Here is a 15741-nt window from a genome sequence, read left to right on the forward strand (position 1 = left end):
AGCCCTTGCTTCGGGAAATGGTTCGCGTGGCGCAAATTTAATTTTTTATCAAAAACAAATGGTTAAAAGATCGGAAAATTAACCGTTGGGACGTAGCTTCTGCAGGTGTCGCCGCCGTCCGAAATGTGACCTGCGCCTTCAGCAACTCTGGACACCACGTGAACGCGATCCTTCGGCACCTTTCTGCAAACAGACAGCTCTTAAACTCCTATTTCTCGGTGATATCGGGATCTGCGGGGCGCCTGGTCGTGTCTCTCGCCTACTTCGTCGTGCTGGCCAATACACTGCCCCTTGCGGACTACGGGATCTTCGCCACGGCGTCTGGCGCCGGGCTCGTCCTCTCCCGGCTTCTGGCGCTCGGTTTCAGTTCACCACTCTATCGCATTGCTGTCGTCAAGCCGCGACTTCTCGGCGTCTACACAGTTGGCTATCTGCTCGCTTCTCTTCTCTCGCTGCCGCTCGTCATCATCGCGGCGCTGCTGATCTATTTTCTGTTCTTTTCCGACGATGTCGGTCTGCTCACCTTTTCCCTGGTGATGATCGCCGAGATTTTGCTCTGGCGGTCGGCCGAGATCGTCATCATCGTCAACAATGGGCTCAAGCGTTTCGGGCTCGCTGCCGTCCTTGTGATCCTTGGAACTGCAACACGCGCGGCCGCGGCCGGCCTCTTCTGGAGCCAGGCCTCAGTCCAGGACCTCGACCATTGGGCATGGTGGTACATGGGTGCGAATGCCGCATCGCTGGTCGTTGCCCTCTACTTCTACCCCCGCGTTCGCCCGCGTTTCGATATGCGGCTCTATCTTCGGCGCGTACAGGATTCGCTCGCCGTCGCGGGTGCGGAACTGCTGTTCTACCTGCAGTCGGAGCTCGACAAGCTGATGGTACTCGGGATCGGTGGGCCGGCCGTTGCCGGTCTCTATGCGATCATCATGCGGGTCGTTGACCTGACTGCGCTGCCGATCCGCTCCTTCAACACGATCCTGGTGCAGAAGCTGATGCAGAGCCCTGACATGTTGAGGTCGCTGAAAATCAGGGTGCTCATCGAAGCGGGATTGATGATCGTCTCCGTTGCCGGGCTCGCGACGCTTGCCTTCCTCCTGCATCTCTATCCGAATGCACTCGGCCGCAACGTGGCGCCGGTCGCCGAACTGCTGCCGCTCGTTCTGCTTGTACCCGGGTTTCGCAATCTCGCGGAGTACCAGGGGGAGCTGATGTATGCGCGTGGGCAAAGCTGGCTGCGTACGCTATGCCTTGCCCTTTTGACACTGAGCAAGGCAGGGCTGATCGCGCTGCTGCTCAACAGTTTCGCACATGAGGGGCAGGACTGGATCATCGCTTTGAATGGTGTCTTTGCCGGTCTCTATGTGATCTCGGCGATCTTCACCTACTCGAGCCTGAGGCTGCCGGCCAAGCGGGTTTGACGGTTCTCGCGGCGAACCTGACCAATCGTAGTCATAGGCCGAGGATACGTCGGATTTCTGCGGGTTCAAGACCCAGGAAAGACTGCATGCCGAGCGCCACCTGTTCAGATGCCATGTCCGCCACGAAGGCACGGAATTCGTCTTCCGTGGGCGGCGGAGCCAGCCAGAAGACCTTGCAAAGCTCTGTCTGGTCGTGGAAGTGCCCCGCGCCGTGCTCGACATCATCCACGAAGCGGCCATACATCATGCATTCCGAGAAACAGCGTTGCTTGCCCATCGCCGCGATCCAGTGCTCGCCCGTGACGCTCTCGATCCGCGCACACATCTCTCTGATGCTGCTTCGTTTCCAGGCGATCATCGTGCCGACATAGTCGTCCGTGGAGTGCTGCGTTTCGGGCAGACCCAATAAAGCGCCGGCATTCGCGGACCAGCGGCGATGTTCGCTCATGGAGTCTGCCGTCAAGGCACCAGGCCTGACCAGCAGGCGCAGCGCATCGTCGCGCCAGAGCTGGCTGCAATCATAGGGCCGAAGGAAAGCGACATCGGAATCCAGATAGAGAAACGCATCGTCCTCAACGAGGTCGGCGATCGCTATGCGGCGAAACTGCTGCACATGCCAACCGCGAAGCGGCTTGGTCTTGAACGATAGCCAGATGCGGCGTCGGCCCAGGGTCAGCGGATCGGGAAAAGCCTTCAGCCATGACGGCAAGAGGTCCTTTTCTCCGATGATTACCCTGCGCGGCGATTGCAGTTGTCGGAACAGCGAAACATCGCGGTCTTCGACGAGGACATAGTGCTTGGTATATCCCGTGACATGCGTGTCCAGCGTCTCGCAGAGCAAACGGAAACGTTCGAAATCCGCGTGATAGCTCGCGGTAACAATGGCTGTCCTCATGACAGAGCTTCCTTTGCGCCTGATGTCGCCCCGGTCAGCATGTTCAGCATCTGTCTGATGCCGGCATCCATCAGCTGTGCCTGTGCTTCGGCAAAGACCCGGCCATCGAGCCGCTGAAGGTCGCCTGCGCGAGCACGACGGATCTTGTCGTTGAGTGCTGATGCGAAACTTTCCGGATCATCTGCGATGGTGCAATTGTCCGGGATCGCTGCAATACCGCGAACCGAGCTTGTCGTCGCCACGCTTGGCAGGCCGAGCGAGAAGGTTTCAATCGTCTTCAACTGGACGCCCGTGCCGGCCCGACTGATCAGCGGGATCACGGCGCTTGCTGCGACGAAGTCCGTCGCGCGATCCACCCTTCCGACGAAATCGACATCGGGCCAGGCAGAGGCAAGATCGGCGGGCGTGCTGCCAGCGACACGGATGCGCACATCATCGAGCAGCTTCGGCTTTACATCGTTCAAGAACCATTCCAGCCCGATCCGATTGGGATGCCATGTCCAGGTACCCAAGAGGGCAAGATCGTGCGCCAGATTTCTTGTCTCCGGGAGCTGCGTCGGTCTCGCAGTGCTCAAGGGGAGGAATACGGAGCGGTCCGGCGGAACGCCGAGATCGACCGCGTCTTCGGCTGCAAAGGTCACGACGCCGGTCGACCGGTCCCTGAGCCTGTGCTCGAGTGTCTTCAGCAATCGCGCATCACGGGCGAACAGAATGCGCTTCATCAACGAACCTGCGTTGCGGGCGTTCTCGGCCGACGAGCGATGCTCGACATTGTGAGCGACGAAGATCGATGGCTTGCCGGTGAAGAGATCCGGAAAGGCTCCCGCGAGGGCGACGCCGTTCAAGACATAGCCGTCGAACGGGCCAGCGGCCGTGATTGCGCTTCGCACAGCCTCTTTTCGTATCACACGCAGCTTGGCGCTCGACATCGGCAGTCCCGTCGCAAGGGACATGAGTAGCCATTTGATCTTAAGCCAGGGGCCAGCCTTTTCGGTTCGCACTTCCACCTCGCCCAGAGCGGGCTCCGCATCCGGAGCGACGGCCTGTCCTGGCCAGGCGCAGCCGATGACCGTGGTGCGCACGCCTGCCCGTGCCAAGCCTTCCAGCAGGGCTGCATTGGCAAGTTCATAACCTGTTGAAGGATTGGATTGTGCAACGAGCGACGTGACGAAGACCAGATGCAAGGACAAATCGCCACCTATGCGAGACACGATACTTTTTCGAGATGCAATTCTTAAACCTTATTCTCAGTTAGGGGCGTGAACATTCCTTTAAACCCGCCCACTTCAGTACCCCATTAACTCCGAATTCATGCCTGGACACCTAGCGTTTCACAGGTTCGTGAGGTGGCTATGCCTGTTGAAGGCAGGCGTCACTCTCCGCCGTGTAAGATGTTCAATGTCATGGGCGACACCAGCCTTGCGAAGGTGAGGGCGCATCAAGTGATCAGAAGCACGGCGCAGTGCTTCCCTTGTTTCAGTTGTTTGCATGCCGGATTGGGCCTGCTGCGATGCACCTTTGATTGGTATTGCGTTCTGGGAGTGCAGCGAGAATGGACGCCAGATTACAAGAAAGCCGGGATCTGCCGCTTGCGGTCGATCTGGACGGGACGCTAGTTGCGACGGATCTTCTGTGGGAGACGATCTTTCTCGCCCTCAAGACCAACCCGCTCATCGTCTTTCTGCTTCCGATCTGGGCGCTGGCCGGCAAGGCGCGCCTCAAACTCGAACTTGCCCGACGCGTAACGCTCGACGTATCGCGGCTGCCCTATCGTCAGGACTTCCTCGACTATCTCAGGGCGGAACGTGCTTCAGGCCGCACGATCGTCCTGGCGACTGCTGCTGCAGAGCCGCTGGCGCAGGCTGTTGCCGCGCATCTCAGGATATTCTCGAAGGTGTTTGCCACCCGCGACGGGATCAATCTCGCCAGCGCGGCGAAAGCCTCGGCGCTGGTCAACGAATACGGGGAATACGGGTTCGACTATGCGGGCAATGATCGCGCTGACCTTGCGATCTTCGACCGTGCCCGCAACGCCGTCGTCGTTGCGCCCGACCGGGCGGCCTCGCGCTTCCAGCAGGCGCATGACACCATGCATTTCGACGCGCCCCGCACCAGTTTCAAGACATATCTCAAGATGTTGCGGGTGCATCAGTGGCTGAAGAACCTTCTGGTGTTCGCTCCGGCGGTGCTGGCCCATGATTTCCTGATTGCCGAAACGATGTTTTCGGCGACGCTGGCCTTTTTCGCCTTTTCGGCGTCGGCCTCGGCGATCTACATCATCAACGATATCATCGATCTGCCGCTCGATCGCGTGCACCCGCGCAAACGGCATCGACCCTTTGCCAGTGGTGCCCTGTCGATCCCCTTCGGCCTTTCGTGCTCTGCTGCACTCCTGGCGATTGCTGCGGCGATCTGCTTCTTCCTGCCGCCGATGTTCGCCGCGATTATCGCTGTTTATATCGTTAGCACTACGGCCTACTCGCTGGCCATCAAGCGGATGCTTTTGCTCGACGTCATCTGCCTCGCAGGGCTCTATGCGCTGCGACTCCTCGGCGGCAAGCTGGCGGCGAACATCCCAATGTCCTTCTGGCTGATGGCCTTTGCGTTGTTCTTCTTCCTCTCGCTCGCGTTCCTGAAGCGCTATGTCGAACTGCAGAATTCTGGAGCCCCGGAGCAGTCACGGATCGCTGGCCGCGGTTACAGGCCGGAAGACATCGGCATTGTGGGCCAGAGCGGCGTCTCGTCCGGCTTCACGGCCGCGCTTGTTCTCGCGCTCTACATCAACAGCGACGTCGTCGGTAACCTCTATTCCGAGCCGTGGCTGATCTGGCCGCTGGTGCCGATCGTGCTCTACATCAACATGCGCGTCTGGGTGCTCGCCCATCGCCGGGAAATGAACGACGATCCCGTCGTGTTCATTGCCTTGGACTGGCGTAGCCAGATTTTCATCGCAATTGGCGCGGTGCTCCTCATCGCAGCCGGGATGGTGTGATGCTGGGGGCTTTTGATAGCTTCGGAAGAGTCGATCGGCGCCAGCGCATGGCGTTGCCGGTGGCCGACGCCCTCGCAAGATTGCGGGGCTCAGCGGATGGCGCTGGTTTGACGCTTCTCCCGTTCGGCAATGGTCGGTCCTATGGGGACAGCTGTCACAATGACGGCGGCGCGCTGGTGCCGATGCGTGCGCCCTTGGCAGATATGTCGCTTGACCCAGAAAGCGGTCACCTAGACGCTGCATCTGGCGTCACGCTCGAGGATGTCATCGCCCTGATCGCAGCGCATGGCTTCTTCCTGCCGGTGACGCCGGGGACGCGCCATGTGACGCTCGGCGGGGCCATCGCCAACGATGTCCACGGCAAGAACCACCATCTGCGCGGCACGTTTGGCTGCCATGTGGAGAGTTTCGAGCTTCTCCGTTCCGACGGCGAAAGCCATCATTGTTCGGCAATGAGCAATCCACGTCTGTTTGCCGCGACGATCGGCGGCATGGGACTGACCGGGATCATCACCCGCGTACGGCTCAAGCTGATGCGTGTGTCTTCGCTGGATGTTGACGAAGAGGTCGTCGCCTTTGCCAATCTTGACGACTACTTCGATCGGGCCGAAGAGGCCGACCGGATCAACGAATATGCGGTGGCCTGGGTCGACCAGTTGGCTGCTGGTCGTTCCGCCGGGCGCGGCGTGCTGATCACCGGCAATCATTCCGACAATGGCAATCGGAAGGTCGCGACGCGGGCCAGCCGTTTGTCCGTCCCCTTCGATCTTCCATTCTCGGCCCTCAACCGCCTCAGCCTTTCGGCTTTCAACGCAGCCTATTTCGCCGCGAAGAGCCGGAAGCACGGCATGCACCGGGCGAGCTACGGCAGCTTCTTCTATCCCCTCGACGGTATCGGTCACTGGAACAGGCTCTATGGTCCGCGTGGCCTTTTCCAGCATCAGAGCGTCATTCCGTTCGAAGCCGCACGGCAGACGATCCCGCTGTTGCTCCAGGCGAGCCGGGATGCTGGTCACGCCTCCTTCCTGACAGTGTTGAAGCGTTTCGGCGATATCAGTTCTCTCGGTCTCCTGTCTTTCCCGCGACCGGGCTACACGCTGACCATGGACTTTCCCAACCGCGGAGCGCGGACGCTTGCGCTTCTTGAGACACTCGACCGCCTCACGATCAATGCCGGAGGGCGGGTCAATCCCTACAAGGACCAGCGGATGAGCCCGGCCACCTTCAAGGCCGGCTTTCCCAACTGGTCCGAACTCGAGACGTGGCGCGATCCGGGGTTCTCATCAAACTTCTGGCAACGCGCCGCACTGAATTCACCGCGCTCATGACGAGACCGGCCAGACCATCCGACGAGAGGACATCATGAAATACATCCCCTTCATCCTGTTCACGGTGATGACCAATGCAGCCGCCCAGCTGATGCTGAAATACGGCATGATCACGCTTGGACCGATCAGCTTCTCGGCCGATACTATGATCCAACGGATCTTCCAGATCCTGTTCAATCCCTGGGTCTTCTTCGGTCTTGCCATGTTCGTGGTGTCGATGGCCTCGCATCTCTACGTGCTCTCGAAGGTCGATCTTTCCTTCGCCTATCCCTTCCTCAGCCTTGCCTATGTCGCTGTCGCGCTCTGCGCCTGGCTGCTCTTCAAGGAGGAGATCGGCACACTGAAGATTGCCGGCATCGCCTTCATCTGCATCGGCACCGTCCTGATTGCCCAAAGCGGCAGCAGCAGCACGAAAACTGCGGAAGACAGCTCGATCGCGAAGGCGGTCGAGACCTGAGCTTCAAACCAATCTGACACGACAAAAAACCAAGAAGAAAACGGGGTTTAGAACATGAAACACATCATCTTCGGTGGAGACGGCTTCGTCGGACGCTACCTGGCACCCAGACTGCTTGCCGACGGTCACGAGGTCGTCGTCGCCGACATCGTGAAGAGCGATCTGCCGCATTATCGCGATGCACGCTTCGTCCCGACGGATGTCACGGATCCGGATTCGATCCGCAAGCTCGGCATCAAGGCCGATGACATGGTCTACAACCTGTCCGCCAAGATGCTGTCGCCGATCCAGGTGCGGGCCAAGCGGCACGACTTCTTCTTCCCGGTGAACTATTACGGCACCGAGAACATCATCAAGGCGATGGATGCGGCTGGCGCTAAGTCTCTCGTCCATTTCACTACCGATATGGTCTATGGCCACACCTATACTTGGCCCCAGACTGAGGATCATCCCTGCAAGCCACTCGGTGAATACGGCCTTTCCAAGCTGAAGACCGAGGAACTGGCGACTGACTGGCGCAAGCGCGGCATGAATATCAGCCTGTTTCGCCCGCGTCTGATCATCGGTCCGGGGCGTCTCGGCATTCTCGCCAAGCTCTTCAAGTTGATCGACAACAATCTGCCGGTGCCGATGATCGGTTCGGGCAAGAACCCCTATCAGTTCATCTCGGTGTTCGATTGCGCATCGGCGGCGCACGCCGCCTACAAGGCTGGCGTGCCGAACGAGGTCTACAATCTCGGCTCTCTCAATCCGCCACCGGTAAAGAAGCTGCTTGGCGATCTGGTCAAACATGCCGGCTCGAAGTCGATCCTGGTGCCGACGCCCGCCTGGGCGGTCAAGCGCACGCTCGATTTCCTCGACCTTCTCAACATGCCGCTGATGGACCCGGAGCAATATCTGATCGCCGACGAGATGTGCATTCTCGACGTGTCCAAGGGCGAACGCGAACTCGGCTGGGTGCCGCAGTATCGCGACGAGGACATGCTGATCGCAGCCTATAGCGAATACCGGAAATCGGTCGAAGGCCGTCTTGAACCCCAGGCCGCAGCATCGAAGGCTGCGTGAGGAGACAGTGATGAATACTGCAGTCAGACTGAACGAACAGCCGACCCTCGATGCGGCAAAGGCGCCGCGCGTCAAGACCGAAAAGCCGAAGCTTCTGTCGGTCGACCAGGCCAAGGCGCTTGACCTTCCGCAGATGACCGACCTCTTCACGCAGCACCTCAATCCCGGCCAGCTGCATTTCATGAAGTTGCTCGGCTTCCACAAGATCAAGGTCGAGCGTGCCGAGGGCATGTATTACTACGATCAGAACGGCCGGAAGATCCTCGACTTCTTCGGCGGCTTCGGCTCCTTGGCCTTCGGCCATAACCACCCGCGCATCATTGAGGCGCGCAAGACCTTCCAGGACGAGAAGCGCCACGAGATCGCGATCGCCTTCATCTCGCAATATGCGACGGCGCTCGCCCATAATCTGGCAGCCTGCTCGCCGGGTGATCTCGACATGGTCTTTCTCGGCTCGTCCGGATCGGAAGCCATGGAGGCTGCAATCAAGGTGGCTGAACGTGCCGCTGGCCCGCAGAAGCCGAAGGTCGTCTATGCCGAGAACTCTTTCCACGGCAAGACAAAGGGCGTGCTCTCGATCACCGACGGCTCGCTCTATCGTGGTCAGTTCAAGCTCGTCGACAACACCGTTCGCGTGCCGTTCGGCGATATCGAAGCCATCGAGAACGCCTTCCGCAGCGATCCGGAGATCGGTGTCATCGTGCTCGAAACCGTCCAGGGCGGCGGCGGCATCATCCAGGCGGATGCGGCTTTCTGGCAGAAGCTACGCCAGCTCTGCGACCAGTATGGCGTGCTCTGGGTTGCCGACGAAGTCCAGTGCGGTCTCGGCCGTACCGGCAAGTTCTATGCGTTCGAACACTATGGCGTCGTGCCTGATGTCACGGCCCTTGCCAAGTCGCTTGGCGGCGGCAAGACGGCGATGGCGGCGATGATCGCGCGACGCGAGGTTTACATGAAGGCCTATGGCACGCCGAAGACGGCGATGATCCACGCCATGGCCACCTTCGGCGGCATCGGCGAGGCCTGCATTACTTCGATCGAGGCCCTCAATGTCCTCTATGACGAGGGTCTGATCGACCGCACGGCAGAGGTCGGCGACTACCTGCTCGACCAGCTCCGGACCCTGCAGACTCGCTATCCGAGCCTGATCAAAGAAGTTCGTGGTCAGGGCATGATGGTCGGTCTCGAATTCCACGACTTCTCGCAGACCATGCCGCTGGTGCTCCGTCCGGTCATCGCGATGCTCGACGACAAGCTCAAGGGCTCGTTGCCCGGCTTCATCGGCAGCCATCTGCTGCGTGATCACGGCGTGCTGGTGGCGTTCACCGAGTATAACCGCAACGTCATCCGCCTCGAGCCACCGCTGATCTGCGAGCAGGAACATGTCGACCAGTTCATCGCGGCGCTGGACGAGGTAATGTCGCGCGGGATTATCCGGATCGTGAAGGATTTCGTCACCGCTCAGGTGAAATGAAAGCCTCGACCATGAACGCCTGCCGGCCGGGCCTCTTGCCCGGCCTTTTTATTGGGCCTTTAAGATGCCCGGACGCAGCAGGAGATCCCAGCAAGGGTCGAGTGCGACCACCTGGCGTCCGGCGAGCGCTTGCGCATAACGTTCCTCAAGCATCCGCCGCCCGGTCGTGACAGGGCATTTCGGGCGAAGTACGCCGTCGGTCGCTTGAACCGCTTTCAGTGCTTCGGATGATACCTGTCTTACGGTTCGGAAAGGGTCTGCCCCGATCTGGATCTTGCGGGTCGCGTCGCGGTCGAGGATCCAGGGAAATGGATTGACGAAATCAAGGGTCATCAGACTTTGCAGGCGGATCTGGTTATCGGTCTCGAACTGCAGCAGCGCTTTGACCAGGATGTCGGCGGAAATGATCCAGTAGGTTTGATAGTCGAGCTCGCTGTAGAGTTGCCAGCTCGGCAGTTGTCCCTGGTTTGCGAGGTCAATATATGCCGCGCCCTGGGTGGCGTAATGGTTCTCCAGCAACACGGCTCGCTCCATCACGTCCTTGCGGGTCGAGACCTGCTGCATATTCCGCAGCAGAGGAACATCCGGCGTTACATAGGTTGGAGCGACCGCGACCGATCGCAGGGTCTTGTGTGCGACCTTGCTGAGTGTCGGGACGGTGCAGAAGGCGGCCAGCACGAGAAAGGCTATCTTCGTCCGGTCGACCACTTGCGGCAGTCGGTCATAGGCCATCAGCAGAACCGGCCAGATGAAGATGAATTCCTGGCTGCCCGTGTTCTGCGTCTCGAGGATCGTTCCGCCGAGCAGGGAAATCCCGAACCACCAGAAGGAGCGGTCGAAGAACCGTCTTGGCTCGGATGCATAGTTGAGATCCGCCCAGATCATCACCAGCAGAAGCAGACCTGCCGGCATCAGCACGTCGAGCTTGCCCGAGGCGACGGTCAGGAAACGCGGAAGCAAGGCATCCTGATTCATCGCGATCAGGTCGAGGATGTCCCGGATGTAGGCCGAGATCATCCCTGTGCCGAGTTCGATAACCGCGAGTGGAAGCAAAAAGGCGATTGCCGCGAGTGCGAGATTGGCAAGTGAAATGCGGCCGGCGAGCACGGCGCCGAGGCCGATCAGGCCGCCGACGAGGAAGCCTGTGATCTTGGTGAGAAACAGGGCCAGCATGGCCAGGGCGCAGAAGAGCGCAAAGCGCGGGCCGCCGCGCATGAAAACGAGGCCTGATGTCAGGACATAGAGGAGAAGCGAGGTTTGCCGGTTGTAGATGCCAAAGCCGTCAAGGCCCGGATAGGAATGGAAGAATTGGGCATTGGCCGGGAAGGCGGCAAAGACGAGAAAGGGGATCAGCAGGAAGAACGCCACAGCGCGGCTTTTCTTTTCGGCGTCGATGAGCACCAGCGTCATCAGCGGTGCAGTGACCGCAAGCTGTGACCATTGCACGAGAAGAAGCGGTTGCGCTCGCGGGAGGAGATCCAGGCCCCAGGCGAAGAGGTAGTAGCCCAAAGCGCCCACGGGCGTGGAAAAGTCGAGGCTCGGGATCTGGCCCATTCGGATGCGCTGTGCTGCATCCAGATAGATATAGGTGTCCCAGTACATCGGGCCGATCGGCACGGCGAGCGGGAGTGTCAGCAGGGCGAGAACCGCGGCGACCGTTAGCCAGAGCCAAGTGATTGGCGACGAAAGAAAATGAGGCAGCGTTTTTCGATCACGCGCCCTCGAAGCCGAAATGTCCACCACCGCTGTTGTCCCGTCTGTCAATGCTCTGCCACAAATCGGGCCATGGTGTGCATGAAAGTTTAACAGGCCGGAAACAGTGCCAGTGATCGTGCATGGTCGGCCGGCTGGCGCGGGTCTTCAAGGGTAGACGTGTTCCTCGCCCTTGCGGTCTCGTATCGCGTACCGTCCATCACCGAGATCGCGGACAGCGTCTTCGCCAAGCGCCACCTTGCCGTGGCCGCCAGGCAGATCGAGGATATAGTGCGGGATGCAGATGCCGGATATCCGCGTGCGGAGTTCCCGCATCAGGGCCTGACCGTCGGCGATCGAGAGGCGGAAGTGGCCGGTGCCCGGCGCCATGTCGGGGTGATGCAGATAGTAAGGCTTCACGCCTGTCTCGACAAAGCCGCGCATCAGCGCCGTCAACGTGTCGGCGTCATCATTCACGCCCTTGAGGAGCACGCTCTGGCTGACCAACAGGACGCCGCCGGCGATCAGCCGCCGACAAGCTGCGCGCACATCCGGCGTCAGTTCACGGGGATGGTTGGCGTGCAGCGCAAGGATCACGCTTTTGCCGCTCAGCGTCAGCGCCTCGACCATCTCGGCCGTAATGCGCTCGGGATCGACGGCGGGCACGCGGGTGTGGATCCGCAGGACCTTGACATGATCCATGGCAGACAGACGCTCGGACACGTCCCGCAGGCGTCGTGGAGACAGGATCAGTGGATCGCCGCCCGTCAGGATGACCTCCCAGATGCCCGTATTTGCTGCGATATAGTCGAGCGCGCTTTTCAGGCGCTCACCCGCAAGATTGCCGTCGCCCTGCGGACCGACCATTTCGCGGCGGAAGCAGAAGCGGCAATAGACCGGACAGACATGCACGAGCTTCAGGAGAACCCGGTCAGGATAACGGTGAACGATACCCTCGACAGGGGAATGCGGATGGTCGCCGATCGGATCGAGGCGCTCTGCCGGATGATCGATTAGCTCGGCAGATGAGGGAATATACTGGGCGGCGATGGGATCGTGCGGATCTGTCGGGTCGATGAGGGCGCGCACCGTGGGAGTGAGTGCGATCGCGTAGCGTTCGGCCACGGCGTCGAGCCTTGTGGTTTCCTCCTCGCTAACGAGGCCTTGTACCACGAGGTCGGCGATGGAGCGTAGGGTCGTCTCAGCCAAAATGCGTCTCCGCCACCGGCGCCCAGATCACCTGGTCAATCCTCAGCGCGCCTGTCGCCAGCATCACGAGACGGTCAAAGCCGAGCGCGATGCCCGATGCGTCCGGCATGTCTGCGAGGGCTTCGAGGAAGTCCTCATCGAGGGGATAGGTCTCTCCATAGACGCGGTTCTTCTCGACCATTTCGGCTTCGAAGCGCCGGCGCTGTTCGGCAGGATCCGTCAGCTCGCCGAAGGCATTGGCGAGTTCGACGCCACAGGCATAGACCTCGAAGCGCTCCGCAACGCGAGGATCGTCGGGGCATGGGCGGGCGAGCGCTGCTTCTGCCACCGGGTAGCGATCGAGAATGGTGACGCGGCCGTTGCCGAGGTTGGGTTCCACCTTTTCGACGATGACACGGCTGAACAGATCGGCCCAGGTGTCGTCATCTGCCGTTCTGATGCCGGCGTCCGCAAGTTGTCCGGCCAATGCATTGCGATCCGTCGTGCCATCCGTTGCGATCGTGGCCAATAGATCGATTCCGGCGTGGTGTGCGAAGGCGTCCGCAACGGAGATGCGTTCGGGTTCGGCGAAGGGGTCGACGGTCTTGCCGGCGAATGCGAATTGCCGTGTTCCGGCGGTGCGTGCGGCCAAGGCAATCAGTTCGGCGCAGTCTTGCATCAGTTGTTCATAGCTTTCGCCGACCCGATACCATTCCAGCATGGTGAATTCCGGGTGGTGCAGCGGTCCTCGCTCACGGTTTCGATAGGCATGCGCGAAGCAGACGATACGGGTCTCGCCGGCGGCGAGCAGTTTCTTGCAGGCGAATTCCGGCGAGGTGTGCAGGTAGAGCGGCACAGCAGAGCCATCATGACCGATCGCTTCGGTCTGAAAGGCATGCAGATGGGCCTCGTTGCCGGGGGATACCTGCAGGGTCGCTGTGTCGACCTCGACGAAGTCCTGTTCGGCGAAGCAAGCGCGAAATGCCGACTGGATCTGGTTGCGCCCAATCAGGAATGGGCGTCGATCAGCATGTGCCGACGATGTCCACCACGCAGAGGCTGAACGGCTGCGGTCAGACATTCCGGATTCTCGATCCTTCTCTCAACACGGGCTGGCTATTTTGCCGGATTTGGGTTAGTCCCGCCCGAGAAATTCGAAGACGTCAGCAGGGACGGCCGTCCTTTACGACGGGTCTCACGCAGATACAAGGAATTCCAATGGTCAAGGTTATCGCCTCTTCCGTCCGCAAGGGCAATGTTATCGATGTCGACGGCAAGCTTTATGTCGTGCTCACTGCCGAAAACTTCCACCCCGGCAAGGGCACGCCAGTAACGCAGGTCAACATGCGCCGCATCGTTGATGGCGTGAAGGTTTCGGAACGCTGGCGCACAACCGAGCAGGTCGAGCGCGCGTTCGTTGAAGACGTGAACCACCAGTTCCTCTACGAGGACGGCGAAGGCTTCCACTTCATGAACCCTGAAAACTACGACCAGGTTGTCGTTGATGCCGAAACCATGGGTGACCAGAAGGCCTATCTGCAGGAAGGCATGGTCTGCATTCTGTCCATGCACGAAGGCGTCGCACTCGCCATTCAGTTGCCGCGCCACGTGACGCTCGAGATCGTCGAGACCGAGCCGGTCGTCAAGGGCCAGACAGCCTCGTCGTCTTACAAGCCGGCGATCCTGTCGAATGGTATCCGGACTATGGTTCCGCCGCATGTTGACGCCGGCATCCGCGTCGTGATCGCGACCGAAGACAATTCTTACGTCGAGCGCGCCAAGAACTGAGCGGGCCGAACGGCTGACATGCGAAACCCGGCGTGGATCACGCCGGGTCTTTTCGTTTGAGGTCTTGGTTCCCCGAATGCCGGCGGGGCGCAGGGTGCCCCGCCGGCCGTTCTCCCCGGTCACGCCTGCGCCATCACGGCGCGCAGGTGTGCTCAGCGTCCGGCGAGAAGAGGGGTGCCGAAATTCGACGCCTTTGATCGGACGGCTGCGACCTTCATGGTCTCGCCCCGTTCCAGCAACATGATCTGTTCCTTCAAGCGCAGCTTGATTTTCTTCAAGGCGCGGACCCGGATGCCGTCCGGTTGCGGACGACGCTGCTCCTCATCGATCTTTGCGGCGACGATCGAGTGGCGGGCTCTCAAGGCTTTCAGCAGTTGCTTCATGGGTGTCTCCTTCCGTACGCAAACAAGATGCACTTCCCGCATTGATTATTCCAATTCATTGATTGTATGATTTCGATAGTTCCTATCTATCGAGGTCGACATGCCATTTCGTCCCAGTCATCGGCAGTTGGAATATCTTGTCATGCTTGGTGAGACCGGGCATTTCGGCGAGGCGGCCAAGAGGTGCAACGTCTCCCAGCCAACACTGTCCGTGCAGGTGTCGCTGCTCGAGAAACAGCTCGGCGTGATGCTCATCGACCGGATGCCCGGTCAGGTGATGCCGACGCCTGTCGGCGCCGAGATCATTGCGGCGGCGAAGGTCATTCTCAATGGGCTCGATGAGATCAGGGCGCTTGCGATGGGATCAAAGTCCAATCTGGGAGGGGCGATCCGGTTGGGTGTCGCACCGTCCTTCGGGCCCTATTTCATGCCCTATCTTCTTCCGCCGCTCCACCAGACTTATCCGGAGCTGAAGGTCTATATCCGGGAAGACAGACCCCGCCAGTTGGAGCGGGCCGTTTTGGAGGGCGAGACGGAGTGTGGGCTTGGACCGCTTCCTTCCAACGAAGAAGGCCTGGTGGCGTTCCAGATATGCCGGGAGCGCATCCTGCTTGGTGTGCCCAAGGCCCATCGGCTGGCCGCATTCGAGACCATTACCTCACAGGAACTGAAGGGCGAGAAGCTGCTGACGCTCGGAGCGGGGCACCGACTGATGGACGAGGTACGGCGCTTAGCGGACATGTCCGGTGCCGTTCTCGCCGAAGAGTATGAAGGATCGAGTCTCGACGCTATCCGTCAGATGGTTTCCATCGAAATGGGACTGTCCCTGTTTCCCGAACTCTATGTCCGCTCCGAGTTTGGCAAGGAGGATGGGGTCAAACTTCTGACCATCCAAGACTGGCAGGGGATTCGCGATATCGGCTTCTTCTGGCGTCGGTCATCGGCGCGCGGGAACCATTTCGAGGCTCTTGCTGGTCTCGGGCGAACTGTGGCTGAACGGATATTCCAGTCCGCAGACGTCAAATGAAAATCCCCGGCAGTGCCGGGGATTTCAGATG

Annotated in this window: 14 protein-coding genes; 8 read left to right on the forward strand and 6 right to left on the reverse strand. The window is 60.1% G+C overall.

Features of this window, described 5'->3' with window-relative positions:
• Nucleotides 1-158 precede the first annotated feature (158 nt).
• Nucleotides 159-1421, forward strand: a complete 1263-nt coding sequence (locus ACQKP1_RS22050) for a lipopolysaccharide biosynthesis protein (RefSeq protein WP_427277032.1) — start codon at nucleotides 159-161, stop codon at nucleotides 1419-1421.
• A gap of 31 nt (nucleotides 1422-1452) precedes the next feature.
• Here ACQKP1_RS22050 and ACQKP1_RS22055 read toward each other — a convergent pair whose 3' ends face one another.
• Both ACQKP1_RS22055 and ACQKP1_RS22060 read right to left on the reverse strand, forming a co-directional pair.
• A complete protein-coding gene (locus ACQKP1_RS22055; protein ID WP_427277033.1) occupies nucleotides 1453-2316 on the reverse strand; it encodes a DUF6492 family protein in 864 nt (287 codons plus the stop codon).
• Entirely contained in the window at nucleotides 2313-3506 is a 1194-nt protein-coding gene (locus ACQKP1_RS22060; RefSeq protein ID WP_427277034.1) for a glycosyltransferase, read from the reverse strand. Before ACQKP1_RS22060 ends, ACQKP1_RS22055 begins: the two co-directional genes overlap by 4 nt.
• Nucleotides 3507-3868: 362 nt before the next feature.
• Here ACQKP1_RS22060 and ACQKP1_RS22065 point away from each other — a divergent pair, with 362 nt between their 5' ends.
• From ACQKP1_RS22065 to ACQKP1_RS22085, 5 genes are read left to right on the forward strand one after another with little or no spacing between them, the layout of a single operon-like run.
• Nucleotides 3869-5308: a UbiA family prenyltransferase gene (locus tag ACQKP1_RS22065; protein ID WP_427277035.1), complete on the forward strand. Its 1440-nt coding sequence runs from the start codon at nucleotides 3869-3871 to the stop codon at nucleotides 5306-5308.
• Nucleotides 5308-6636 carry an FAD-binding protein gene (locus tag ACQKP1_RS22070; protein WP_427277036.1) on the forward strand — a complete coding sequence of 443 codons (1329 nt, stop codon included), beginning with the start codon at nucleotides 5308-5310 and terminating at the stop codon, nucleotides 6634-6636. Before ACQKP1_RS22065 ends, ACQKP1_RS22070 begins: the two co-directional genes overlap by 1 nt.
• A 34-nt stretch (nucleotides 6637-6670) precedes the next feature.
• Nucleotides 6671-7093, forward strand: a complete 423-nt coding sequence (locus tag ACQKP1_RS22075; protein ID WP_203018117.1) for an EamA family transporter — start codon at nucleotides 6671-6673, stop codon at nucleotides 7091-7093.
• Nucleotides 7094-7147: 54 nt separating this feature from the next.
• Nucleotides 7148-8158: an NAD-dependent epimerase/dehydratase family protein gene (locus ACQKP1_RS22080; protein ID WP_427277037.1), complete on the forward strand. Its 1011-nt coding sequence runs from the start codon at nucleotides 7148-7150 to the stop codon at nucleotides 8156-8158.
• A gap of 10 nt (nucleotides 8159-8168) precedes the next feature.
• On the forward strand, nucleotides 8169-9632 hold the full coding sequence (locus ACQKP1_RS22085; RefSeq protein WP_427277038.1) for an aspartate aminotransferase family protein: 1464 nt from the start codon (nucleotides 8169-8171) through the stop codon (nucleotides 9630-9632).
• Between the two features lie 48 nt (nucleotides 9633-9680).
• Here the strand turns inward: ACQKP1_RS22085 and ACQKP1_RS22090 are convergent, their stop codons facing one another.
• The 3 genes from ACQKP1_RS22090 to epmA form a co-directional block, all read right to left on the reverse strand.
• Nucleotides 9681-11375: a hypothetical protein gene (locus ACQKP1_RS22090; RefSeq protein WP_427277039.1), complete on the reverse strand. Its 1695-nt coding sequence runs from the start codon at nucleotides 11373-11375 to the stop codon at nucleotides 9681-9683.
• A 117-nt stretch (nucleotides 11376-11492) separates the two neighbouring features.
• Entirely contained in the window at nucleotides 11493-12536 is a 1044-nt protein-coding gene (locus ACQKP1_RS22095; RefSeq protein WP_427277054.1) for a lysine-2,3-aminomutase-like protein, read from the reverse strand.
• Nucleotides 12526-13593, reverse strand: coding sequence for an EF-P lysine aminoacylase EpmA (gene epmA / locus ACQKP1_RS22100; RefSeq protein ID WP_427277040.1), 1068 nt, complete (start codon nucleotides 13591-13593; stop codon nucleotides 12526-12528). The genes ACQKP1_RS22095 and epmA overlap by 11 nt, the downstream gene beginning before the upstream one ends.
• 137 nt (nucleotides 13594-13730) lie before the next feature.
• Between epmA and efp the strand changes: the two genes are divergently transcribed.
• Nucleotides 13731-14300, forward strand: a complete 570-nt coding sequence (gene efp / locus ACQKP1_RS22105; protein WP_427277041.1) for an elongation factor P — start codon at nucleotides 13731-13733, stop codon at nucleotides 14298-14300.
• Nucleotides 14301-14452: 152 nt separating this feature from the next.
• Here efp and ACQKP1_RS22110 read toward each other — a convergent pair whose 3' ends face one another.
• Nucleotides 14453-14683: a YdcH family protein gene (locus ACQKP1_RS22110; protein WP_427277042.1), complete on the reverse strand. Its 231-nt coding sequence runs from the start codon at nucleotides 14681-14683 to the stop codon at nucleotides 14453-14455.
• Between the two features lie 100 nt (nucleotides 14684-14783).
• On the opposite strand from ACQKP1_RS22110, the gene ACQKP1_RS22115 reads away from it, so the two are divergent.
• Nucleotides 14784-15710, forward strand: coding sequence for a hydrogen peroxide-inducible genes activator (locus tag ACQKP1_RS22115; protein ID WP_427277043.1), 927 nt, complete (start codon nucleotides 14784-14786; stop codon nucleotides 15708-15710).
• Nucleotides 15711-15741: the final 31 nt, after the last annotated feature.

Source organism: Allorhizobium sp. NPDC080224 (assembly GCF_050281005.1).
In the GTDB taxonomy this organism is placed as follows: domain Bacteria; phylum Pseudomonadota; class Alphaproteobacteria; order Rhizobiales; family Rhizobiaceae; genus Allorhizobium.

Excerpts from the sequence above, each read along its gene's own strand:
- ACQKP1_RS22110 (WP_427277042.1), bottom strand. The coding sequence starts at position 14,683 with ATGAAGCAACTGCTGAAAGCCTTGAGAGCCCGCCACTCGATCGTCGCC.
- ACQKP1_RS22065 (WP_427277035.1), top strand. The coding sequence starts at position 3,869 with ATGGACGCCAGATTACAAGAAAGCCGGGATCTGCCGCTTGCGGTCGAT.
- epmA (WP_427277040.1), bottom strand. The coding sequence starts at position 13,593 with ATGTCTGACCGCAGCCGTTCAGCCTCTGCGTGGTGGACATCGTCGGCA.
- ACQKP1_RS22075 (WP_203018117.1), top strand. The coding sequence starts at position 6,671 with ATGAAATACATCCCCTTCATCCTGTTCACGGTGATGACCAATGCAGCC.
- ACQKP1_RS22085 (WP_427277038.1), top strand. The coding sequence starts at position 8,169 with ATGAATACTGCAGTCAGACTGAACGAACAGCCGACCCTCGATGCGGCA.
- ACQKP1_RS22115 (WP_427277043.1), top strand. The coding sequence starts at position 14,784 with ATGCCATTTCGTCCCAGTCATCGGCAGTTGGAATATCTTGTCATGCTT.
- efp (WP_427277041.1), top strand. The coding sequence starts at position 13,731 with ATGGTCAAGGTTATCGCCTCTTCCGTCCGCAAGGGCAATGTTATCGAT.
- ACQKP1_RS22070 (WP_427277036.1), top strand. The coding sequence starts at position 5,308 with ATGCTGGGGGCTTTTGATAGCTTCGGAAGAGTCGATCGGCGCCAGCGC.
- ACQKP1_RS22055 (WP_427277033.1), bottom strand. The coding sequence starts at position 2,316 with ATGAGGACAGCCATTGTTACCGCGAGCTATCACGCGGATTTCGAACGT.
- ACQKP1_RS22080 (WP_427277037.1), top strand. The coding sequence starts at position 7,148 with ATGAAACACATCATCTTCGGTGGAGACGGCTTCGTCGGACGCTACCTG.